This window comes from Agrobacterium sp. CGMCC 11546, assembly GCF_013365515.1.
GTDB lineage: Bacteria > Pseudomonadota > Alphaproteobacteria > Rhizobiales > Rhizobiaceae > Agrobacterium > Agrobacterium fabrum.
In genome coordinates, this window is record NZ_CP047387.1 from 2,200,196 (window position 1) to 2,220,887 (window position 20,692).

22 protein-coding genes and 1 pseudogene are annotated in these 20,692 nt (G+C 59.6%); 8 read left to right on the forward strand and 15 right to left on the reverse strand.

The annotated features are described in order from the left end of the window. Nucleotides 1-289: 289 nt before the first annotated feature. The 6 genes from GSF67_RS11010 to GSF67_RS11035 form a co-directional block, all read right to left on the reverse strand. Entirely contained in the window at nt 290-1,492 is a 1,203-nt protein-coding gene (locus tag GSF67_RS11010) for an MFS transporter (protein ID WP_006311748.1), read from the reverse strand. Between the two features lie 137 nt (nt 1,493-1,629). Then, nucleotides 1,630-2,544: a homocysteine S-methyltransferase family protein gene (locus tag GSF67_RS11015; protein ID WP_006311749.1), complete on the reverse strand. Its 915-nt coding sequence runs from the start codon at nt 2,542-2,544 to the stop codon at nt 1,630-1,632. A gap of 21 nt (nt 2,545-2,565) precedes the next feature. After that, nucleotides 2,566-3,255, reverse strand: coding sequence for an ABC transporter permease (locus GSF67_RS11020; protein WP_006311750.1), 690 nt, complete (start codon nt 3,253-3,255; stop codon nt 2,566-2,568). A 10-nt stretch (nt 3,256-3,265) separates the two neighbouring features. Continuing rightward, complete coding sequence (locus GSF67_RS11025) at nt 3,266-3,988, reverse strand: ABC transporter permease (RefSeq protein ID WP_006311751.1); 723 nt, start codon at nt 3,986-3,988, stop codon at nt 3,266-3,268. 22 nt (nt 3,989-4,010) lie between these two features. Further along, nucleotides 4,011-4,781: a transporter substrate-binding domain-containing protein gene (locus tag GSF67_RS11030; protein ID WP_006311752.1), complete on the reverse strand. Its 771-nt coding sequence runs from the start codon at nt 4,779-4,781 to the stop codon at nt 4,011-4,013. Between the two features lie 44 nt (nt 4,782-4,825). Beyond that, entirely contained in the window at nt 4,826-5,602 is a 777-nt protein-coding gene (locus GSF67_RS11035; protein WP_006311753.1) for an ABC transporter ATP-binding protein, read from the reverse strand. Nucleotides 5,603-5,714: 112 nt separating this feature from the next. Here GSF67_RS11035 and GSF67_RS11040 point away from each other — a divergent pair, with 112 nt between their 5' ends. Together GSF67_RS11040 and GSF67_RS11045 are read left to right on the forward strand one after the other, a co-directional pair. Next, on the forward strand, nt 5,715-6,107 hold the full coding sequence (locus GSF67_RS11040; protein ID WP_167304520.1) for a hypothetical protein: 393 nt from the start codon (nt 5,715-5,717) through the stop codon (nt 6,105-6,107). A 263-nt stretch (nt 6,108-6,370) separates the two neighbouring features. Continuing rightward, a complete protein-coding gene (locus tag GSF67_RS11045) occupies nt 6,371-7,438 on the forward strand; it encodes a hypothetical protein (RefSeq protein ID WP_035214942.1) in 1,068 nt (355 codons plus the stop codon). A 40-nt stretch (nt 7,439-7,478) separates the two neighbouring features. Here GSF67_RS11045 and uppG read toward each other — a convergent pair whose 3' ends face one another. Both uppG and uppI read right to left on the reverse strand, forming a co-directional pair. Next, nucleotides 7,479-8,558: a polysaccharide biosynthesis glycosyltransferase UppG gene (gene uppG, locus GSF67_RS11050; protein WP_035214937.1), complete on the reverse strand. Its 1,080-nt coding sequence runs from the start codon at nt 8,556-8,558 to the stop codon at nt 7,479-7,481. 2 nt (nt 8,559-8,560) lie between these two features. Beyond that, the gene (gene uppI, locus GSF67_RS11055) at nt 8,561-9,628 is read right to left on the reverse strand and encodes a polysaccharide biosynthesis UDP-hexose transferase UppI (RefSeq protein ID WP_006311757.1); all 1,068 of its coding nucleotides are present in this window, start codon (nt 9,626-9,628) and stop codon (nt 8,561-8,563) included. A gap of 209 nt (nt 9,629-9,837) precedes the next feature. Between uppI and uppH the strand changes: the two genes are divergently transcribed. Both uppH and uppJ read left to right on the forward strand, forming a co-directional pair. Beyond that, the gene (uppH, locus tag GSF67_RS11060) at nt 9,838-10,749 is read left to right on the forward strand and encodes a polysaccharide biosynthesis endo-1,4-beta-xylanase UppH (RefSeq protein ID WP_236762278.1); all 912 of its coding nucleotides are present in this window, start codon (nt 9,838-9,840) and stop codon (nt 10,747-10,749) included. Between the two features lie 8 nt (nt 10,750-10,757). Next, nucleotides 10,758-11,702 (forward strand): polysaccharide biosynthesis UDP-hexose transferase UppJ, encoded by a 945-nt coding sequence (uppJ, locus tag GSF67_RS11065; protein WP_006311759.1) that lies wholly within the window; start codon nt 10,758-10,760, stop codon nt 11,700-11,702. A 24-nt stretch (nt 11,703-11,726) separates the two neighbouring features. Here the strand turns inward: uppJ and GSF67_RS11070 are convergent, their stop codons facing one another. Both GSF67_RS11070 and uppL read right to left on the reverse strand, forming a co-directional pair. After that, nucleotides 11,727-11,975 carry a hypothetical protein gene (locus GSF67_RS11070; protein ID WP_006311761.1) on the reverse strand — a complete coding sequence of 83 codons (249 nt, stop codon included), beginning with the start codon at nt 11,973-11,975 and terminating at the stop codon, nt 11,727-11,729. A gap of 177 nt (nt 11,976-12,152) precedes the next feature. Beyond that, complete coding sequence (gene uppL, locus GSF67_RS11075; protein WP_006311762.1) at nt 12,153-12,953, reverse strand: polysaccharide biosynthesis UDP-hexose transferase UppL; 801 nt, start codon at nt 12,951-12,953, stop codon at nt 12,153-12,155. 247 nt (nt 12,954-13,200) lie between these two features. Here uppL and GSF67_RS11080 point away from each other — a divergent pair, with 247 nt between their 5' ends. After that, entirely contained in the window at nt 13,201-13,410 is a 210-nt protein-coding gene (locus GSF67_RS11080) for a hypothetical protein (protein WP_006311763.1), read from the forward strand. 24 nt (nt 13,411-13,434) lie between these two features. Here the strand turns inward: GSF67_RS11080 and uppM are convergent, their stop codons facing one another. Then, complete coding sequence (gene uppM / locus GSF67_RS11085; RefSeq protein ID WP_006311764.1) at nt 13,435-15,063, reverse strand: polysaccharide biosynthesis protein UppM; 1,629 nt, start codon at nt 15,061-15,063, stop codon at nt 13,435-13,437. Between the two features lie 258 nt (nt 15,064-15,321). Between uppM and uppO the strand changes: the two genes are divergently transcribed. From uppO to GSF67_RS11100, 3 genes are all read left to right on the forward strand, one after another. Next, on the forward strand, nt 15,322-16,737 hold the full coding sequence (gene uppO / locus GSF67_RS11090) for a polysaccharide biosynthesis phosphomannomutase UppO (protein ID WP_006311765.1): 1,416 nt from the start codon (nt 15,322-15,324) through the stop codon (nt 16,735-16,737). Nucleotides 16,738-16,890: 153 nt separating this feature from the next. After that, on the forward strand, nt 16,891-17,292 hold the full coding sequence (locus tag GSF67_RS11095) for a globin (protein ID WP_006311766.1): 402 nt from the start codon (nt 16,891-16,893) through the stop codon (nt 17,290-17,292). Further along, nucleotides 17,289-17,666: a DUF423 domain-containing protein gene (locus tag GSF67_RS11100; RefSeq protein WP_006311769.1), complete on the forward strand. Its 378-nt coding sequence runs from the start codon at nt 17,289-17,291 to the stop codon at nt 17,664-17,666. Before GSF67_RS11095 ends, GSF67_RS11100 begins: the two co-directional genes overlap by 4 nt. Here the strand turns inward: GSF67_RS11100 and GSF67_RS11105 are convergent. The 4 genes and pseudogenes from GSF67_RS11105 to GSF67_RS11120 all read right to left on the reverse strand — a co-directional run bounded on the left by GSF67_RS11105 (nt 17,663) and on the right by GSF67_RS11120 (nt 20,486). Further along, the gene (locus GSF67_RS11105; RefSeq protein ID WP_050813477.1) at nt 17,663-17,893 is read right to left on the reverse strand and encodes a hypothetical protein; all 231 of its coding nucleotides are present in this window, start codon (nt 17,891-17,893) and stop codon (nt 17,663-17,665) included. The two genes, GSF67_RS11100 and GSF67_RS11105, sit on opposite strands and share 4 nt — an antisense overlap. Before the next feature lie 87 nt (nt 17,894-17,980). Next, nucleotides 17,981-19,200, reverse strand: a protein-coding gene (locus GSF67_RS11110; RefSeq protein ID WP_085944109.1) for an IS3 family transposase whose coding sequence is annotated in 2 segments (ribosomal slippage) — nt 17,981-18,861 and nt 18,861-19,200 — 1,221 coding nt in all. Because the reading frame shifts where the segments join, the coding sequence is not laid out codon by codon here. 52 nt (nt 19,201-19,252) lie between these two features. Further along, nucleotides 19,253-19,579, reverse strand: a pseudogene (locus GSF67_RS11115) (DUF2325 domain-containing protein); the annotation flags it as partial. Nucleotides 19,580-19,844: 265 nt separating this feature from the next. Beyond that, nucleotides 19,845-20,486, reverse strand: a complete 642-nt coding sequence (locus GSF67_RS11120) for a TetR family transcriptional regulator C-terminal domain-containing protein (RefSeq protein WP_006315026.1) — start codon at nt 20,484-20,486, stop codon at nt 19,845-19,847. Between the last annotated feature and the right edge of the window lie 206 nt (nt 20,487-20,692).

Sequence of the window (20,692 nt, forward strand, 5' to 3'; positions counted from 1 at the left end):
ACAGGTGATACCTGCTCCTGAAATTTCAACAGGCCCCTGTTCCGGTGGTCCGGCTTTTCCCGCAACAGGCGGAAAAGCCGAACAACGACTGAAAGAAGAATGAAAAACAGTACTTTATAATACTCTTTTATTTGTTTAACTATAAAACAATTATACTTTAAAACTTTACAATTCCTTTATGTCACCTGGCCTGCGACATGAAGAACTGCAGAAGCTCGGCGGAGTGCTTCAACACCAGCCCGAACGGTTTGTGGCGGTATCAGCGGCAGCCTCCACCCCACTCTGTGCCTCACCCGCCCCGGGTTATAGGCTGCGCTTTCCGTATGCCGGTGCGGCGCTGGAAGATCGTGGTGATGGCGGCAAGTCCGGCCATGACGGCGAAGACCAAGGCGATATCACGATAGGTCGTGGCAAAACCGAACCTGGCGATCCAGGGCTGGCTTACGAGCGGCGATATGAAATGCCCGAGAAACATCGATGCCGTGACGATGCCGGCGATACGCCCGCGCAACCGTTGCGGCGCAAGCATGATCGTCGTGGACATGATGGACGGCATCACGGCGCCAAGGCCAGCCCCCACCACGGCCAGCGCCGACAGCATGGAGGACAGACCGCCTGCCGTGGCAAGCAGCGCAAAGCCCGTAGCCATCAGCACCAGTCCAGCCGCCAGAATGACGGTCACGCCAATCCTGGCACGCAACCGCCCGAAGCTGAGCGCCATCAGCGCGCCTGCCAGATTGAAGATGCCGATGGCATAGCCTGCAACGCTTCCGGAAAGCACCCCGAACTCGCGCAGGAAGAACGGCAATTGCGAGGGAATGGTGTAAAACAGGGCATTGACGAGAAAAACCGCCATGGCCAGCACGGCCACCGGCAACCAGTTGACCGCAAGGCCCTGCTCGCCATTCTGCGTGGCGCGGCTGCTGTTTCTTGCCGGTTCCCTCAGGAAAAACAGGGCCGCCGGCAGGATGAGCAACGCCACGGCATAAACAGCAAAAGGCGCGCGCCAGTGGATATCCGCGAGCCATCCACCCGCCACCACGAAAACGACGCCACCCAGCTGGGTGAAGGCCTGTTGAAGGCCAAGATAACGCTCCCGCGCCGGCCCCTCGAAATAATCGCCCACCAGCGCCGTGCCGATAGTCATGATGCCACCGATCGCCAGACCCAGAAAGGCGCGGCCGACGAGCAGGCCAGCCAGACTGTCGGCAAAAAGGCCGGATATGCCGGACAGGCTGTAAAGCAGGATCGCGCCGAGCAGCAGCCGCTTGCGGCCAAAACGGTCCGCCAGCACGCCGGCGACGGGCGCGCATAGCGCCACGAACACTGACGGCAATGTCAGCACCATGCGGCTCATGATCTCAACATCAGGTGTCGACAGGAAGCTCTGTTCTATGGCGGGCAACGAGGGCGCGACCGTGGTTCCGGCCATGATGGTGAGCGTGGCGACGAACAGCAGCGTCAGCTTCAGCGCCGGGGAATTCTCGGTCATGGAACGTCCTTCGATAGTGTTCCATGCTTTGATAATTCCTCAACCATAGTTGAGGTCAATAGCCGCGGACAAAAAAGCGGCAGGCCTTTCAGCCTGCCGCATTCATTTCCAATAGTGGCGTCAACATGCCGGCCGCGTCAGGCAGCCGCGCGCCGCAATGCCGTCGCTACCGTGTGGATATGGGCAGCACCGATACCGCAGCAGCCGCCGATCATGGTTGCGCCGGCATCCGCCCAGGAGCAGGCGAAACGCGAATAAACATCGTCAGTCAGGTCGGTGCGGGTGCCGTGCAGGCCTTCATTGGCGGCGGAATCGCCCTGTTCACCTTCGAAGGCATTGGCATAAACGCCGATTTCCAGCGATACGCCCTTGTCTGCGAACACGGCAGATGCGGTTTCGACGGCGGCTTTCATGATTTCCGGCTTGCTGCAGTTGAACAGCAGGGCGGCGGCACCCGATTGCGCCGCCCATTCGGCGGCAGCCTTTACCGGTTCACCTGACCGTAGCGCGGGTTCGCCACCGGCGACCGCAGTCGCGTCGTCGTTCAGCGTGAAGGAAATCCAGAACGGCTTATCCGTTGCGGCAACGGCCTCACGCACCGCTTCGCCCTCGGCGATCAGGCTCAGCGTTTCGCCGAGCCAGACATCGACAGAAGGCGCGAGATTGTCGACCAGTACCTTGAGATAGTCCTGCACCCGGGTGGCGTCGAAATTCTGTGGTTCGTAGGAGCCGAAGATCGGCGGCAGCGAGCCGGCCACCAGCACCTTGCGGCCGGAAGCATCCGCCGCCTCACGCGCCAGCTGGCCGGAAAGGGCGATCAGCGACGCGCCATCCTTCTGAAAGCGCTCCTCGCCGATGTGGAACGGCACCAGCGCATAGGAATTGGTGGTGACGACATCGGCACCGGCCTCGATGAATTCCGCATGCACCTGCCGCACGATGTCAGGCGCATTGATCAGCGCCAGTGCCGACCATTCCGGCTGTTTCAGCTCGGCGCCGAGCCGCTGCAATTCGCGGCTCATGCCGCCGTCGAGGATACGGATAGTGCCCATGTTCATACTCCTTGAACGGTTTTACCGCCGGACCGGCACCTGCCGTTCGACAAGGCCGAAACAGCGGGCAATGATGGCGGTGAGAATGAGATAAAAGACGGTAACGACGATCAGCGGCTCATAGACAAGTAGCGTATCCTGCCGCACCTTGTAGGCGACGGCGTAGAGGTCCATCACAGTGACCGTAAAAGCAAGCGGCGTCGCTTTCAGCTGCATCACCACCTCCCCGGCTATGGTCGGCAGCGCGATGCGGATCGCGCGCGGTAACCAGATGCGGCGAATGAGGGTGAAGCGGCCCATGCCGAAAGCCCGGCCCGCCTCCAGTTCGCCCTTCGGCACGGCCAGCAGCGCGCCGCGCAGCACCTCGGCCTCATAGGCCGCGTAATTCAGCGTGAAGCTGACGGCGGCGAAGAAAAAGCCCTCGCGCAGCACCGGCCACATGAAACTTTGGCGCAGGCCGGGGATCATCGGCAGAAACGAACCGACGCCATAATAAAGCAGCCAGAGCTGGATCAAAAGCGGCGTGCCGCGGAAGAAGGTGCAATAGGCGCGCGCCAGAATTTTCGTCACCCGTCCGCCGCTGACCTGCGCGAAGGCAAGCCCGATAGCCAGCACGAAACCGATGCTGACGGAGATGACGAGCAGCGCCAGCGTCTGCCAGGCACCGGAGAGAAGCAGCGGCCAATATTTGGCGACCCATGAAAAATCCATGCCGTTCCCCTCAGGCCAATGCCGGTTGGCCGCGCCGCACCCGGCGTTCCAGCAGTGAAAAGACGAGGTTGGAGACGAGCGTGATGGCAAGATACAGAAACGCCGCCGCAAGAAAGAACAGGAAATATTGCTTGGTGCTGGCCCCCGCCAGGCGCGTCGCCAGCGCCAGTTCCTGATAACCGACCACGGCCACCAGCGCGCTGTCCTTGGTCACCGCAAGCCAGAGATTGGCAAGGCCCGGCAGTGCATTCGGCAGCAGGGCTGGTAGGACCACACGGCGGAAACGCAGGAACGGCGACATGCCGAAGGCCCGCGCCGCCTCGATCTGGCCGTTCGGCACGGCAAGGATCGCGCCGCGCAGCACCTCGGTCATATAGGCGCCCTGCACGAACCCCAGAACCGCGACGGCGGCAACGAAACCATTAACCTCCAGAGGCGGCATGCCGGCGAGCAACAGCAGCCGGTTCAGCCCGTCGGTGCCGGCATAATAAAGCCCGACGATGAGGATCAGTTCGGGAACCGCGCGGATCGCCGTCGTGTAGAGATTGAGCAACAGGCCAAGCGGCCTGTTGCCGGAAAGCTTGCCGAGCGCGCCGGCAAGCCCGATAACGATACCAATCAGATAGGCACCGGCGGAAATGGCAAGCGTCGACGCCGCACCCTTCAAAAGGGTGCCGCCCCATCCCGGAGGATAGGGTGACAGCAGTTGCAGCGTGGTTTCAAGGCTTGCCATTGATGTGACCGGTCAGGAGAAATTAGTTACCGTAGATATCGAAGCTGAAGTATTTCTTGGTGATCTCGTCATACTTCCCGCTGGCGCGCACGGCAGCGAGAGCAGCATTCAGCTTGTTCTTGAGTTCGGTGTCGTCCTTGCGCAGGCCGCCGGAAACGCCAAGACCCATGATTTCCTTGTCGTCCGCCACATTGCCCATGTCGGCGCAGCAATCCTTGCCGGCATCGCTCTTGACGAAGGCATCGAGAACGAGCGAGTCGCCGAAGACATAATCGATACGGCCGGCGGCCAGATCTTGAAACGCCTCGTCCAGCGTCTGGTAGGTCTTTTCGTCAGCAACAGCGGCGAAATATTTCTTGTAATATTCGGACTGGATGGTCGCGACCTGAATGCCGATGGTCTTGCCCTTGACATCTTCCGGTGCCGCACCCGGCTTTTCACCCTTGGCGCCGATCAGCTTGCTTGGCGTGTTGTAATATTTGTTGGTGAAATCGATGACCTTCTCGCGCTCCTGCGTGTTGGACATGGACGACCAGATGACATCGAACTTCTTCGTCTGCAGCGCCGGGATGAGGCCATCCCAGGAAAGCTCGACGATCGAGCACTTTTCCTTCATTTCCGCGCAGACGGCGTCCATGAGATCGATTTCCCAGCCCTGCCACTTGCCGCTGGCATCCTTGGCAAAGAAGGGCGGGTAGGATTCGTTCATGATGCCGAAGCGGACATCGGCGCTGGCGGTGAAGGCGGAAACCGCAAATGCCGTTCCGGCAAGCAGCGTGGCGAAGAATTTCATTTTAAGTCTCTCCTGTTAAAACAAACGGCGAAGCGAAACGGCCATTACGCCAACGCGCCGGTAAATTCCCTGCAACGGACGCTCAACGGATTGCCGAACACCTGCGCCGGCGGCCCCGCTTCCTCCACCCGGCCCTGATGCAGAAACACGACTTCCGAGGAAACATCACGCGCAAAGCGCATTTCGTGGGTGACGAGCAGCATGGTGCGGCCTTCCTCGGCCAGATCGCGGATGACCTTCAGCACTTCGCCCACCAGTTCCGGGTCAAGCGCCGAGGTGGGTTCGTCGAACAGCATCACTGCCGGTTCCATGCAGAGCGCGCGCGCAATGGCGGCGCGCTGCTGCTGCCCGCCGGACAGAAAGGCCGGATAGGCGTTTTTCTTGTCATAGAGACCGACCTTGTTCAGCAGGGCTTCGGCCTTTTCGACCGCTTCATGCCGCCTGACGCCCAGAACATGAACGGGCGCCTCTATGACGTTTTCGAGAACGGTGCGATGGGCCCAGAGATTGAAATTCTGGAACACCATGCCAAGCCCGGTGCGCAGCTTTTCCACCTGCCGCCAGCTTTTCGGCACGGCCTTGCCGTCCCTGCCGGCCTTCGTGGCGATCTCTTCGCCATTGACGATGACCCGGCCGCGATCCGGCGTTTCGAGAAAGTTGATGCAGCGCAGGAAGGTGCTCTTGCCGGAACCGGACGAGCCGATGATCGATATGACATCGCCCTTGCGGGCCTTCAGCGAAACGCCCTTCAATACTTCATGCGTGCCGAAGCTCTTGTGGATGTCATCCGCCTCGAGCGCACAGGCGCCTTTATCTGTCATCTATTGACCTTGCCGATCCGTTTTTTTGTGCCGACCACGCCAAGAGCCGGGGCTTCGCGCTGAGACATGCACAATAACAAAGACTTGAGCCGCGCATGTTTAGCGAAAATTGATGCAAACGCGCGCAACAATCGGCTCTTTTACATATTTGCCACGAAAAATCATTTCAAAATTCATCTGGGGCGGACTAACGGCGAATCCTGTCGCGCAAGGAGCGCCGGAGGACCGTCCCGGTTCAGGGCGCGACACATTGCAGGAAGCCGCCGGCATTGAAACGCCTGCTTCGAATAGCCGGGAATATCGACCTCCCGCACAATCCCATTTTTCAGTTATTCGTGACGTACGGGAAATTGCACAGCGATTATTCGCCGCTGCAAGCAATCAAGATCGGCAGCGAAGACTGGAAACTTCATTCCCGAAAAATCCACTTCAAAACCACGGAAACGTCGATCAAATCTGTACCATATTTCACCTGTTGGTTGCTCGTTCAAATATAATTTGTTAACCTACCGAACGGCGGAAAATATCCCGTAACAGACTGAGACAATGGCATTTTATTTTCTCACAGCGCTTCGCGGTCGGCTCGTTTCACGGGTTTTATATCTATATTAAGAAGTTCAAATATACGCTGCCTATGGTTGATTTCGTAAATGCGCAAAAAGCTGGAGGCCGGCGGTGGACGTTCAGATGCACACCCATAGTGGCAATGGCAACAGCGATCAGTCGACACAATGCCCGGCTCAGCTGAGCGCAACCGGTATTCGCCCCATGCGCAGGGATGACCTTCCCGCCGTCGAGGCCGTGCTCAACAGCGCCTTCAAGAAAACCGGGCAGGAGCGCAACTTCAACTTCCGCTCCTATATCGAAAGCCTGTTCTTCGGCAGTCCCGTCTTCAGCCCGGAAAACGGCAGCGTCGTCTACGACACTGGCGAAAGGGTCACGAGCGTCGTCCTCGCCATACCCATGCGTTTTGTCGTGCATGGAAAAACCATTACCGCGAGGCTGCTGTGCGCCTTCGCATCGGACGGCAAACTTGGTGCGCTCGGAGCAGCGCGCCTCTCGCGCGGCATGCGGGCATCAAAACACGACCTGTTGTTCTCGGATACGGCCTCCCCCGTCAGCGCCGATCACTGGGTGGCGATCGGCGGCAATATGCTGCCGATCGAAAGCCTGCAATGGCACAAGGCGCTGAAGCCCTTCTGCACGATCGCTCTGCGCATGCCCCGCCGTTCGAAGCTGGCCAAAACCACGCTTGCCCTGACGGCGCTTGGCTTCGTGGATGGAATCCTCCGACGCTGGAAGAAGGGTTTAAGGCCGCATGAGGTCGCCGGCGCCAGGGTGAGAACCGTGGATTGCGAAACCTTCCGCCGCGAAGCGCTCGCAAAGATCGAACGGTTTTCCATTCGCCCGGAATGGTCCCACGAGGAGTTCCATTGGCTGGTGGAGATGAGCCGGGCCAATGAAAGCCTCGGCGAACTGAAAAGCCTGGTGATCGAGAATGCCGAAGGCCATGTCATGGGCGCCGCGCTGTTTTTCGGCCAGCGGGGACGGACGGCCTATGTGCTCAATCTCGTCTGCGACGCCGGTCGCGAAAATGAAGTTCTCAACACCCTGTTCTGCCATTTCGATGACGAGAATTATGCCCACATCACCGGCATGTCACAGCCCTTTCTCATAAACGCGCTTTATCGCCAGAACCATATGAGCTTTCGCCATGACGGCTATTTCTGCATGGCCACCCGCGATGACGCTCTGAGGGAAAAGGCGCTGGCCGGGGATATCTATATTGGCGGGTTGTGCTCGGAAAGCTGGAGCAAGCTCATCACCGACTATTAAGGTCACTGCCCGACACCGCACCGGAACAGGCGCGACGTCCTCAAGCCTTGGTAAAACGCCCGACATTGGCCGTTATGAGATGGCGCAATGCTTTTGCGTAGCGTTTGGAGCGCGTCTTGGCCGCGAGCGCGCTTCCCCAGTCCACCATCGATCCGTTGATATCGAAATCGCCGAGCTGACCTTCGGGAATATCGCCCTTTTCGATGCGCTCGACGATCGAGGCGAGCGCCGCGTAGAATTCCGGCGAACGATAGGGCGGATGCAGCGAATACATGCCCTTGCCCGTGCCGAGAAAATCGAGCCGGTGGACGCCGCTGCGCATCATGTTGGTGCTCAGCACTTCCTCGGCGGGCATGGAGACCGGCTGCTGGTTATAGGCAAGGGAGCGGATCCGCCGCTTGACATCCGGCCGCAGCAGTTCCAGCGAGCCGATCCGCTTGGCGAAACGCTCCATGTCGATCATGAAAAGCCGCGTGGAAACGGTGGCGAAACGCCAGGTGGGGATGCGCGACGGCAGCTTGCGCGGCGCAGGGATATTCTTCACCCCGGGCATGCCGACATGGCGGGAAATATCGAGATCGCCGCGCACCGTCGGCGGCCCGGAAAAGGGCGTGATGCACAGCGCATCCGGATTGGCCTTCTGCAGCGCAACCGCCTCGCTGAACCAGCTCGGGCTGCCGCCGCCGAACATCATGTCGCTGTCCATATGCAGCACATATCGGGCATTGGCGCGTTTCAGCCCGTAAAAATAGACATGGAACGGCCCGCCGTCGAAAGCCTTGGCGGGATAGGGAATCGGCGAGCGTGAAAAGAAGGTCTGCGTCACCGCGCTGCGCGCCGCATCGCTGTAATCGACGATATCCACATAGAGATGCGGATAGTTGATCTGCATTTCATCCAGCATATCGAAAAGACGCTGGCGCGCTGAATCGAAACCATTACCCTTGTATCGGCCGGCCCCCACCTGCCCCGTATCGACCGTCAGAAGAATACGGTCCACCTGCCCTCCCCAGACCCTCAGTTGATGCGGCAGGGTAAGGGCCGCATGCGGAGCATCGAAAGGATGGAGGTTGATTTGCAGCGCCTTTTGTACGGGAGGAAGCGGCATTTCAGCATTCATAGTCATGCACCACGGTTCCGCAATTCATTGATGACGGCCATCATGGGTTTTTCGTTGAAACTCCAGTCGAGCGGCAGCGGCCGGTTGGCGGTGCCGTCCCGGCGTGGATAGGCCCAGCGGATCCAGCTGTATTGATCCGAAATGCCCCATGTCGTGATGGAAGAAAGCGGCCCGCCTGCAGAAGCGGCCTCGAGAAACTCGCGGACTTGGCCGGTGATCAGCATATCACGCTCGGCCTCCGGTGTAGGCAGCGTCTGGTCCATCACGTCAAGCTCCGTCACCATGACGGCAAGACCGTAACTGCGCATTTCCGTCGTGAAGGCCGCCAGCTCGTCCTTGGCGATCGGCCAGCCGCCACGCAAATGCCCCTGCAGGCCGACGGCGTTGATCGGCGCGCCCTTTTCGAGCAGCTCGAGGATGAGATTGCGGAAGGCCGCACGTTTGGCTGGCGATTTCTCGACAGCAAATTCCACGTCATATTCGTTGAGAACGAGCTGCGCCTTCGGATCGACCGCATGGGCGATGTCGAAAGCCTTCTTGATGGCGTCAGGCCCGGCGCCGTAATACCAGGCGTCGCGCCGTGCACGCACATTGCCAGGCACGTCGGGGATCGGTTCATTGACGACATCCCAGCTGTGGATCACATCCTTATATCGCTCCATCACGGTGACGATATGGGTTTCCATCAGCTTCTCGACCTTCGCGCCGCCGACACTGGCAAGCCACGGCGCGTTGGAGGCATACCAGATCAGCGGATGGCCATGCATGGAAAGCTTGTGCTGGCGCGCGAAATTGGCGAGTGCATCTGCAGCGGCGAAATCGAAAACCTCTGCCGAAGGCCGCATCACCTCCCATTTCATTTCGGTGACGGGGGTAATGCGCGAGCAATATTTCACCACCGCCTCGCCGATGCGGCTGTCAGCGGTAAGATCCGGCAGGTAGATGGCGGCGCCATAGGGGGCGGTTTTGATCGCAGCCTTCTTCTGCGCGGCAAAGGCCGGCCCGGCCACGGCATGCAACAGGCCAGCGCTTGCCGCACCACCCAGAAAATTCCGCCGCCCGATCCGCATCAACCCGCCTCCACAACCCCAGCGCATCATCCGAAGGGATGCATCGCGCTCTTATTCTCAAAACATAACATTTCAACCATGCCAAAAGGATATTAAAGATTTGCAAGGTTAACTGACGCTATACCACGTCGTAATTGGTGAGGCCCGCTTAATGCGGTAGTAACTTCACTGTGAGAATGCTTGGCCCGCCCCTCATGGAGTTAAAAAGCTTGGTCTCCGTCTCGATTGTCATTCCCGTTCGCAATGGCGAGCGTTACATCGTGGAAGCGATCGAAAGCGTGTTGCTGCAGGGCGAGACCATCCGCGAAGTGCTTGTCGTTGATGACGGCTCCACCGACGCCACCGCGCAAAAGGTGGAAGGGTTTTCCGATCCCCGCGTCAAACTACTGGCCCGGCCGCAGGGAAGACAGGGCGTTTCCGCCGTGCGAAATTTCGGCCTGTCGCAGGCGCGCGGCGAATGGACGATGTTTCTCGATGCCGACGACCGGCTGAAACCAGGTGCGATAACAGCACTCTGCGCCGGCATCTCCGGCCCTGACGTCGTCGCCGTCTATGGCGATTACGAGCGTATCGACGAAAACGGAACAAAGATCGGCCGGCGCAACCTCATTCGCCGCCGGGAAAAGCCTGACGGTTTCATTCTCCAGTCGCTGCTCGGCGGAAACTTCATCGTCAATGGCGGCATCATGCTGGTCAGAACCCGCATCTTCCAGGATTTCGGCGGTTTCGACGAGACGTTACGTTATGCGGAAGACTGGTATGGCTGGTGCCGGCTGGCCGCCGCGGGCCGTTTCGTCTATCTGCCCGGCTGCCATGTGCTCGATTACCGGGTGCACAGGACGAGCGTGATGATGAACAGGCTCTTGACCTTTCGCGACTGCGAGCCGGCCATCGAAGCCGTGTTTTCCGATCCCGCCATCGTCGCCGCCATTTCCCCGCAGGAACTGCGGCGGCTGCGCCACCGGTCCGAAAACCACATGAATGCCTATACCGTGGCGCAGGCCTTCCGCGCCCGCCGCTACCGCGAGGCTTTTTCGGCGCTTGCCGATACCATCCTCAACCGCCCGCGCCAGAGCCTGAGGGCCGTGGTCTTTTCCGCCGCCGCACTGGCCGGAATTTAGGAGTTTCCATGCCCGAGATCATGCCGGAAGCGGTGGTGTGCATTCCGAGTTTCCGCCGGCCGGAAGGCCTGCAAAAGACACTTGCATCGCTCGCAGCCCAGAAGGTCGATTTTCCCTTCGCCGTCGTCGTGGTCGATAATGACGGCGCAGGCCAGCAGGGCCTCGCCGTTGCGCGCGCCTTTTTCGCACAAAACGGCATGGTCGGTCAGGCACTGGTGGAGCCGACGCAGGGCAATTGTTACGCCATCAACACGGCATTCCGCACCGCCCGGCAGACTTATCCTTCGGCTGAGTGGTTCCTGATGATCGATGACGACGAGGCCGCCTCCCCGCAGTGGCTTGCCGAAATGGTGTCGGCGGCAAAATCCTTCGGCGTCGATATCGTCGGCGGACCTGTCAACCGCGAATTCGACGCACCGGCTTCGAAGGCGGTCCTGTCGCATCCGCTGTTCGGCTCCATCGAAGCACCGACCGGCCTTGTCGAGCAAATCCACGGATCGGGCAATTGCCTGATCTCGCGACGGGTGTTCGAAACCCTGCCGAAACCGGAATTCGACGTGCAGTTCAACTTCCTCGGCGGCGGCGACATGGATTTCTTCACCCGCTGCCGCAAGGCTGGCTTTAAGTTTGCCTGGAATGCGCGCGCTCTCATCATCGAATATGTGCCGGAAAGCCGCATGACACCGCGCTGGATCATGGAGCGCTCGCTCCGCACCGGCATCATCAATTACAGCATCGACCGCGCCCGCCGCCCCGGCCTGAAGGGTGGGCTGCTGCTCGCGGCCAAAAATGCCGTCAGCCTGTGCCTGTCTCTGGTGCGCGCCATTTCCACCGGGCTGAAAACCGGCGCACTGCTGCCCGCCACACATCCGCCGCTGATGTCCATCGGCCGGGTGATGGCAAGCCTCGGCATTACGCTCACGCCCTACAAGGCGCCAGCAAAGAAGACCTGAACCCCGATCGTTCGCCCCGCTGGTTTAGCTGAGGGTCTTTTCCCTGCCGAACGACAACATGTTCAGGCGTCGTTTCTGCAAGCCGAACGACGAAAAAGCCGTCGCGAGGACGAGGAGCGGCACCAGCAGCGGCCAGAAGAAACAAAGGACAATGCCGGTCACCCGGTAAAAATCCCAGTTCTTGTCGCGGCGGGCACCTTCAATATAGGTCATGGCGAGAGAGGTGGCGGTGCCAATTCCATATATGAAAAGAGAAATGGACGTAATCACCATGGGTGTCCCCAAAATATCTCTGATTCGAATAAATTTGTAATATTGCTACAGTGTAGCGCGGTCCTTCGCAGTTGCAACGAATTTCAGCGGCAAAGCCCTTTGGCTCAATACGTTAGGGAAACCTGATGTAATTGACGCAATGCGATATGCTTGCCGCGGAAGAGGCTTGCCGCAGCTTTACCGGCCCTGACCGGACGCCCCGAAGCGATACTTCAGCAGCGAATATATCGCGATCGGATTGGTCAGCAGATACCGTTTTCCCAGACGCTTCGGCTCAAGCATCGCCCGGTAGAGCCATTCCAGCCCCATATCCTGCATCCATTGCGGCGCGCGGCTGTTCCGGCCGGCGAGGAAGTCGAAAAGGCCGCCGCAGGTCTTGATCACGGCGATGCCGGAAAGCCTGTCAAGATTGCGCGAAACGAAACGCTGCTCCAGCGGAATACCAAAGCCGACCCAGAGAATATCCGTTTTCGAAGTAGTGATATCGGCAAGGACCGCGTCTTCCTCGGCCCGGCTGAAATAACCGTTGCGCCGTCCCGAAAATACCAGGCGCGGATAAAGCCTCTGCATTTCTTCGACCGCCGCGCGGTTCACCTCTTCCGAACCGCCGAGGAAATAAAACCGACTGCCCGTTTCTTCGGCGCGCTTGGCCACCGCATGAACCAGGTCCGTCGTCGCGACCCGTTCCCTCAGCGCCTGCCGGCAGAATTTGCGGGAGAAGATCACCAGCGACATGCCATCGGCGTGAATCTGGTCCGCCTGCCGCAGCATGGCGTCGAATTCCCGGTCGTGATGGCAGAGCGCAATGACCTGGCCATTCGCCGATGTCGAATAAAACGGTCTTGCACCGGCCACGCGCTCTGTCGTCGCACGCAGGATGAAATCCCGCGCCGTTTCATCGATGGTCGCGTCAGTGATGGGCAGTGCCGCAAGGGGAATAACCGGCCAGACCTGGCCCGGCCCTTCCGCATCCGGCATCTCTCTCCCTGTCATGATCTGTCCGGTGTCCAAGATAGGCATCGTTTCATTGTTATATTCACGTTTATGCTTAGGGTATAAGGCTTCAAACACTACGAAGAACTATCATTAATATTTTTATAAATCCCCACATGCCGCAGGCATTTTACACGCCTGAAAGTTGTGCGCCACTCCTGCCGCGCCTATTCCTGTTTTCCCGCCGATGGGGTAAGGGACCACGACATCAAATCTCGGAAAGGTCTTCGCCATGGAAACAATCTCGATCGACAATCGCGGCGATTTCGGCCTCTGGGCGATAGAACGGGCAAAGGAGATCGTCGCCAACGAAGCCTCCGATCTGGCCATTTCGGTGCGCGACGGCGACGAGACCGGCATTCGCGATGCCGGCAATGCGCTGGGCGCAGCCATCGCCGCCGCCCTGCTCGAGGTCTATGACGGCCTTATCTCGGAAGAATAAGCGCGGAAAGCAGGCGCTCCCGGATCAGGCATAACGCGCCGCTGCTTCCGCATGATCGTCCCGCCGCAAATACCCCCAGAGACCGAGCGCCACGGCGATCGCCAGACCGAGGAACAGACCACCCATGCCGCCGGCAATCAGGAAGGTCAGCTTGCCCGGCGGCCAGCTTCTGGAATTGGGTGCGACCGGCTGCGAAATCACCCGCACATTGGTGGAATCGATCGACTGCTGTTCGGCAAGCTGGCGCGAGCGGGTGAGGTAAGTCTCATAGATCGCCGCCGCCGAGCGGGCGTCGCGATCGAGATCGCGCAGCCGCACCTGCGCATCATTGTCCGTGAGCACATTGGCGCGCTCCGCCACAGCCTTCAATCTAAGCGCATCAAGTGAGGAACGCGCTTCGGCGACATTGATCTTGGCCGCCTGGAGAATGCGCCGCGCCTCGTCCGCCATGCCACGTTCCAGCATCGCCCGCTCCGCGCCGGCGGTTGCGAGACGCGGATGGCGCGCGCCATAGGTCAACGTCATCGCGCCGATCTGCTGTTGCAGCGTGCTATATTGGGCGCGGATGGTGTTCATCGTCTGGCTGTCGAAGATGGCGTCGCTCTGCGTGCGGTTCTGGGCGATCGCCGCCTCCATCTGCTTCAGGCGGGATTCCTCCTGGATAAGCCGCTGCTGGGTCGCAAGCACCTGCGCATTCAATTCGCCAGAGGCGAGATTGCTGACGAGCTGGCCATTATTTTCCTGCAAACCGTTCTCGCGGCGGAAATCGGCCACGCGCTTTTCGGCGATGGTCACATTCTCGCGCATTTCCTCGAGCCGCTTCTTGAGATCGTCGACGACGCGCTGGCTGCTGTCGGAGTTTGTCTGGAACAGCTCGCTTTCGAAGGACTTCACGATGGCCTTCGAAACCGCCACCGATTTTTCGGCATCATTGGTCCAGACCGAAAGCGTGACCACGAAGGAGCGCGGATCACGTTCCGCCGTCACCCGGTCGCCGAGCGAGCGAAGCGCGCCGACGCGGTTGTCGCCATCATCAGGCTTTGATGAAAACATGGCCTTCAGCCGGGCAAGCGGCGGCGGGCTGACGAATTCGGGGTCCTGGTCGAGCTTCAGCTCATCCACCACCCGCGCCAGCACATTGCGCGAGGTGATGGTGCGCAGCTTGCTTTCCACCTCGAGAATCTGCGTGTCGCGTTGCTGGTTGGGCGAAAACACCCCGTCATTGACGACGTTCAGATTGGAGGGATTAACGACGATATCCGTATAGGCCTTGTAGCGCGGCGGCGTCATGGAGGCATAAGTGAGCGCGCCGCCAACGCAGAGAACGATCGCCAGCACGATCCAGACAATACCCTTGCGCAGCCAGACGAGCACGTCGTCCACGCCGATCCTGTCGATATATTTGAGGCCGGGCAGCATGGAGGCAAAGCCTCCACCAGGTGAAGCCGCCCTCACCCGCGTCTCGACCGGGACCGGCTCGGCAGCGGCCGGCGCCGGTTTCGGCTCGAGATGCTCTTTCAGCACCGTGCGCTCGAAAACCTCGTCCTCATCCACCAGATCGTCCAGCAGGGAACCATGGGTTCTGGCGGCGGGCGCCGTTTTTTCATCGAGCGGACGTGCCTGCTTATGTCCCGCCTTTTGAAGCCTGTACATCAGCCAATCCAACTCGAACGAACCACAAAAAAGGCCGGCAACACAGTATTCCCATCGTCGCCAGAGCCGCTATTGACGGACAAGTTTAAATATGACGGGTGAATTTTAGGTTACCCGCATCATTCCCGCCATCATCGCCTATTCGCGGCCGCCATGAAAGCGATGATTGACTCCAATGGATCGATACGGTTCTTTCAACCGTTATATTTTTTCATTATCCCTTTGCCCCTCAAAGATTTTATGGAAACGGAGTTTGGAATGAGCCTGAAATTCGGAACGAGCGGCCTTCGCGGCCTCTCCGTCGATCTGAAGGGAAAAGCCTCCGCCGTCTACGCTACGGCATTTGCAAGGCACCTTCTCACATCGGGCCAGGCAAAGGCGGGTGATCCCATTCTCGTCGGCCGCGATTTTCGCGACTCGAGCCCGGATGTCTCCGCCACCTGCATCGCCGCGCTGAAAAAAGCCGGCCTCAATCCGCTCGATTGCGGCACGGTGCCGACCCCGGCACTGGCACTTTACGGCCTGTCGCTGAAGGCAGGCGCGCTGATGATTACCGGCTCGCATATCCCGGCAGACCGCAACGGCATCAAATTCTACCGCCCGGACGGCGAAATCGACAAGCAGGACGAAACCGCGATCGCAGCCCTTGCAGCCGAAATCGAAGCCGAAGGCATAAGCGACGAGGCGGCCACCGCCGAGGACCATTCCGCCATCGCTGCCGAACTTTTCTACGAACGCAACATCGCTCTCCTGCCGGAAAAGGCGCTTTCCGGCCTCAGGATCGGCGTCTACCAGCATAGCACGGTGGCGCGCGATCTCTTTGTCGACGTCCTCGCGCACTATGGCGCCGACGTCGTGCCGCTTGGTCGCTCCGAAAGCTTTATCCCCGTGGATACCGAGGCAGTTTCGCCGGAAACGCTGGCACTTCTCAAAAAATGGTCGCCAGAGCATGGCCTCGACGCCATCGTTTCCGCCGATGGCGATGGCGACCGTCCTTTGCTGACCGATGAAAACGGCGTGCCGCTGCGCGGTGACCTGATCGGCCTCATCACCGCCAATTTCCTCGATGCCGGCGTCGTCGTCACCCCGGTCACGTCCAATTCGGGTATCGAGGCGAGCGGCTCCTTCGAAGTCATCCGCACCAAGGTCGGCTCACCCTTCGTGATCGCCGGCATGGCGCAGGCTCTCGCCGAGGGAAAAAACGGCGTCATGGGTTTCGAGGCCAATGGCGGCCTGCTGACGGCCTCCGCCTTTACGCTCAACGGCAGACCGCTTTCGCCACTGCCGACGCGTGACAGCTTCCTGCCCATCCTCGCCGTGTTGCTTCTCTCGGCCGAGCAGAAAAAACCGCTATCGGAGATCGCCGGCGCCTACAGGCTGCCGGTCGCCGCCGCCGACCGCCTGGAAAATTTCGCCCAGGAAAAAAGCGCCGCCCTGATGACGCATCTGCGCGCCTCCCGCGACAACCTCGACGCCTTCCTCGCCCCCGTTGGCGCGGTGAAGGATTTGAGCGACATTGACGGCCTGCGCGTGGCATTGGCCGACGGCAGCACCATCCATTTCCGCCCTTCCGGCAACGCCCCGGAAATGCGCTGCTACGTCGAGGCCGCCAACCAGGACGAAGCCGAAACGCTGTTGCACAAGGGGCTCGAGCTCATCCGGAATTTTGGCTGAGTGTAGATGCCGCCTGCGCGTCATTCCGGTCTGAAACAGGAATGACGCGCTTCAGCAGTCGGGACCGATGTCCCAAATGTCGCATCCCGCCTTTCCCTGTTGCACTCGCTGCCCCGGAAAGCGATAAGGACCGCAGGGTCCAAGGAGGCGACGATGAGCGGCGAGACCGTTACCCTTTATGAAGCGATCGGTGGCGATGCGACCGTCAGGGCGCTCACCCGGCGCTTTTATGAATTGATGGCCACCCTGCCCGAGGCCGCGCGCTGCCGCGCCATCCACCCTGCCGATCTTTCCGGCAGCGAGGCGAAGTTTTACGACTATCTGACGGGATATCTTGGCGGACCGCCCGTCTATGTCGAAAAACACGGGCACCCGATGCTGCGCCGCCGCCATTTCGTCGCCCCCATCGGCCCGGCCGAGCGAGACGAATGGCTGCTGTGCTTCCGCCGCGCCATGGATGAGACGATCGAGAACGCGAAGCTGCGCGAGATCATCTGGGCGCCGGTGGAGCGGCTGGCTTTTCACATGCAGAACCAGGAAGCGGATAATCCATGACCCACGCGAGACTGCGCGCCTTCATTCTGTTACTGGGCGGCCTTTTGGGCGCTGCCGGTGTCATGCTTGCCGCCGCCGCCACCCATACCGGCGAAACCTATATGCTGGGCAATGCCTCGGCCATGGCGCTGGCGCATGCGCCAGTGCTGGTGGCGCTCAATATCGGCGCGGACCGCATCAGAACGGCCATTCCGGCGGGCCTGATCCTCGGCCTCGGAACGGCGGTTTTTATTGGTGATCTCGTCGTCAGGCATTTTTCCGGCCACAGCCTGTTCCCCTACGCAGCCCCCATAGGCGGGCTCGGCATGATCGGCGGATGGCTGGTGCTCTGCGCCGGCGCGTTCCTGAAGCCCAAAGGCTCTGATCGGCCTTAACGCCGCCGCGTCCAGCGAAACGGCAGGATGTTGCGGCCCTTTTCCGCCGCCTCGCCGAGAGCGAAGGGCGGCGTTTCGCCGGGCTGGCGGGTGCGCAGATGGGGAAAGATCGCGACGTTGCCGCCGGCGGTCGCGGCGCGGTTGCGCCTTTGACGTTCGCCGACGATTTCATACATTTCCGTCAGGGCCGGATCGGCAGCCTGTTCGGCCATCTTGTGCAGTTCCACGCGGCAGGCTTCGTCTGCCGCCGGCTCTAAATCCCTGACATTATTGCGTTCGTCGCTCTGGAGTTGCCCCTTAAAAACCGGACAGGATCAGGTTTCGGTTTGACGGTTTAAGAACTCACGAGGCGAGCAATAACCCAATGCCTTATGCGGGTGAAGGGTGTTGTAGTGTTCGAACCATGAGGGCAGTTGCGCGATGACGGTCATGGCGTCCGGCAAGGGGTTCACCGAGACGTAATCGCGCTTGAAGGTTTTGACGAAGGCTTCGGCCATTCCGTTGGATTGGGGGCTTCGAACGGGCGTTGAACACGGCTCCATGCCGATATCGATGAGCAGCGATCTGGTGTCCTTTGCGATGAAGCAGGAGCCGTTGTCCGTCAGCCATTCGATTGGCTTTGGAAGGGTGTTGATGAGACCGAAACGGTTCTCAACAGCCGTGATGACAAGGTCCTGGACGTCCTCGCTCTTGATGCCCCCGGTTGTCGCGACATGGGCGATGGCCTCGCGATCACAGCAATCGAGAGCGAAAGCAACGCGCACCTTCTCCTTGTTTTCGCAGCCGATTTCAAACCCGTCTGAACACCAGCGCAGATTGGATTGCTCGACGGCGACACGGCCATCGTGGCGACGAGTGTCACTTGCACCGGTGTGGCGCTGAAGAAGCATGCCGTGGACCTTCATCACCCGGTAGACGCGTTTGGCATTTGGCCATGGACGGTTTTCGCTGCGGGCTTTACGGCGCAGGATCGCGTGAACCCGGCGGTATCCGTAGGTCGGCATGTCATCGATGATCGACTTGATCTCTTCCAACAGTTTCTGATCAGCGAGCGGCGGCCGCCCTCTGGCTCGAGAAGGACGTTGCCTCACACGTTCCGCTATGTTGGATCGGGCGACACCCAGGGTCTCGCACACCGCCGTCATCGCGAACCGTCCTTCGGCAACGAGAGCGAGCGCAACAGGTGTTTTTTTGACCCTGATGCTATCTCAAGCGCTTCCTTGAGGATTTCGCCTTCCATCGTCTTTTTGCCGAGGAGGCGCTGCAGTTCTTTTACCTGGTTCTGAAGCGCTCTGTATTCGGATGCCGGGACGACCTCTTCCTGCGATGCCGTCGCCGTCAGCGCACCTTGCGCCGCCAATTTACGCCAGGCGAACAACTGGTTCGGCTGAATGCCATGCCGTCGAGCAACGATGCTAACCGTGACGTCAGGCTCGTAGGTCTCCTGGACTATCGCGAGCTTCTCCGCTGTCGACCAGCGACGGCGGCGCTCAGGGCCGGACAGCACTTCTATCTTAGGTATGTGACTGGTCATAATGGGCACATTACTCCTAACACTTAACAAGTGGGAGATCGTGTCCGGAGATTTAGGGGGCCACTACACGCTCATCGGTGGGGGTCCGTTCATTCATCGTCTGCAGCGCCCGCTCCAGACTGGATTTGCTGCCATTGCGCAGCGGAATGAACGTCTTGCCGAATTTCTTGCAACCCGACTTCACCCGCAGACACGCATCGTGGCTGATACAGTCGATCGGGCAGAAAACGCAGTCGACCGAGGGAAGCACGGTATCGATACGCGAGACCGCCTCACGCAGGCCGCCATCGTGGTGGATCAGTTCGGCGCCGAAATTGCTGGCGATCTGGCGAAGATGGGCAACCTGACAGTCACGGCCGCCAACGTAAAGAAAGCTCTTCGGACCGGAAAGCTGCTGTTCGGCCACGTCCTTTTCAGGTTGAGGCGCGCCCTTGCCCTGCTTGCCGCCGCGTTCGGCTTTCTTCTTTTCCTTGCGTGCCATTCCCTCACCTGCCGGTTGATTTTTCATGCCCCGATCTTCGGGCCCCATAAGCGGGATGCCGGCACCATAATAAAGATGAGTTTTGGAGTAAAGTATAAAGGTGATAATTTTCCTCATGTTTCTGCGGAAAGAATCGATCACCTGTTCGTGAGAGCCCTGGCTTTCAGCCGCTGATGCGCAATCCGCCCATGAAAAGCTGCTCCAGATGCCGGGCCGCATCCTCGAAACGACCGTCGCCACCGTGTCTGTCACCCAGCACGGCGCGCACCTGCACGTCGAAATCCGCATAATGCTGGGTGGTCGACCAGATCGAGAAGATCAGATGATAGGGGTCGCATTTGGCCATCCGCCCCGCCTTGATCCAGGCGCGGATCACCTCGGCCTTTTCATCCACCAGTTGTTTGAGCGGGCCTTTCAGTTCATCCTCGATATGCGGCGCACCCTGCAGGATTTCATTGGCGAAGAGCCGGCTTTCGCGCGGAAAATCGCGCGACATTTCCAGCTTGCGGCGAATATAGGAGCGGATCTCGCTTTCGGGATTGCCTTCGGCGTCAAAGGCGCGCAGCGGATCGAGCCAGGTGTCCAGCACCCGTTCGATCAGGGCGCGATGCATCGCTTCCTTGGTACGGAAATAATAAAGCACGTTCGGTTTCGACATGCCGGCCGCCTCGGCAATCTGGTCGATCGTGGAACCACGGAAGCCATTGGTGGAAAACACACTGAGCGCGGCCTCGAGAATCGTTTCCTGCTTCTCTTCCTGAATGCGGGTTCGTTTCTGGGTTTTCGCTGCTCGCGGTATGGCCATTCTCTGCTCTCTGTTTCTTTTCAGTGCAATTGCCGTTACAGTATGCTTAAAAAATAATCTGCGCGTACAGTTTAGGCAAAATTAGTGCGATTCGTCACGAAAATCTCTTGCTGACGCCATCGCGAATTTGCAATGTTTACCAGCCGGTCAATTTATCCACCATCGCCATCTTTAGGCAATGACTGTTATCTTAGCCGGCAAAAATG

Coding starts and splice junctions, on each gene's coding strand:
- GSF67_RS11010 (WP_006311748.1), bottom strand. CDS start 1,492: ATGACCGAGAATTCCCCGGCGCTGAAGCTGACGCTGCTGTTCGTCGCC.
- GSF67_RS11015 (WP_006311749.1), bottom strand. CDS start 2,544: ATGGGCACTATCCGTATCCTCGACGGCGGCATGAGCCGCGAATTGCAG.
- GSF67_RS11020 (WP_006311750.1), bottom strand. CDS start 3,255: ATGGATTTTTCATGGGTCGCCAAATATTGGCCGCTGCTTCTCTCCGGT.
- GSF67_RS11025 (WP_006311751.1), bottom strand. CDS start 3,988: ATGGCAAGCCTTGAAACCACGCTGCAACTGCTGTCACCCTATCCTCCG.
- GSF67_RS11030 (WP_006311752.1), bottom strand. CDS start 4,781: ATGAAATTCTTCGCCACGCTGCTTGCCGGAACGGCATTTGCGGTTTCC.
- GSF67_RS11035 (WP_006311753.1), bottom strand. CDS start 5,602: ATGACAGATAAAGGCGCCTGTGCGCTCGAGGCGGATGACATCCACAAG.
- GSF67_RS11040 (WP_167304520.1), top strand. CDS start 5,715: ATGCAAACGCGCGCAACAATCGGCTCTTTTACATATTTGCCACGAAAA.
- GSF67_RS11045 (WP_035214942.1), top strand. CDS start 6,371: ATGCGCAGGGATGACCTTCCCGCCGTCGAGGCCGTGCTCAACAGCGCC.
- uppG (WP_035214937.1), bottom strand. CDS start 8,558: ATGAATGCTGAAATGCCGCTTCCTCCCGTACAAAAGGCGCTGCAAATC.
- uppI (WP_006311757.1), bottom strand. CDS start 9,628: ATGCGGATCGGGCGGCGGAATTTTCTGGGTGGTGCGGCAAGCGCTGGC.
- uppJ (WP_006311759.1), top strand. CDS start 10,758: ATGCCCGAGATCATGCCGGAAGCGGTGGTGTGCATTCCGAGTTTCCGC.
- GSF67_RS11070 (WP_006311761.1), bottom strand. CDS start 11,975: ATGGTGATTACGTCCATTTCTCTTTTCATATATGGAATTGGCACCGCC.
- uppL (WP_006311762.1), bottom strand. CDS start 12,953: ATGCCGGATGCGGAAGGGCCGGGCCAGGTCTGGCCGGTTATTCCCCTT.
- GSF67_RS11080 (WP_006311763.1), top strand. CDS start 13,201: ATGGAAACAATCTCGATCGACAATCGCGGCGATTTCGGCCTCTGGGCG.
- uppM (WP_006311764.1), bottom strand. CDS start 15,063: ATGTACAGGCTTCAAAAGGCGGGACATAAGCAGGCACGTCCGCTCGAT.
- uppO (WP_006311765.1), top strand. CDS start 15,322: ATGAGCCTGAAATTCGGAACGAGCGGCCTTCGCGGCCTCTCCGTCGAT.
- GSF67_RS11095 (WP_006311766.1), top strand. CDS start 16,891: ATGAGCGGCGAGACCGTTACCCTTTATGAAGCGATCGGTGGCGATGCG.
- GSF67_RS11100 (WP_006311769.1), top strand. CDS start 17,289: ATGACCCACGCGAGACTGCGCGCCTTCATTCTGTTACTGGGCGGCCTT.
- GSF67_RS11120 (WP_006315026.1), bottom strand. CDS start 20,486: ATGGCCATACCGCGAGCAGCGAAAACCCAGAAACGAACCCGCATTCAG.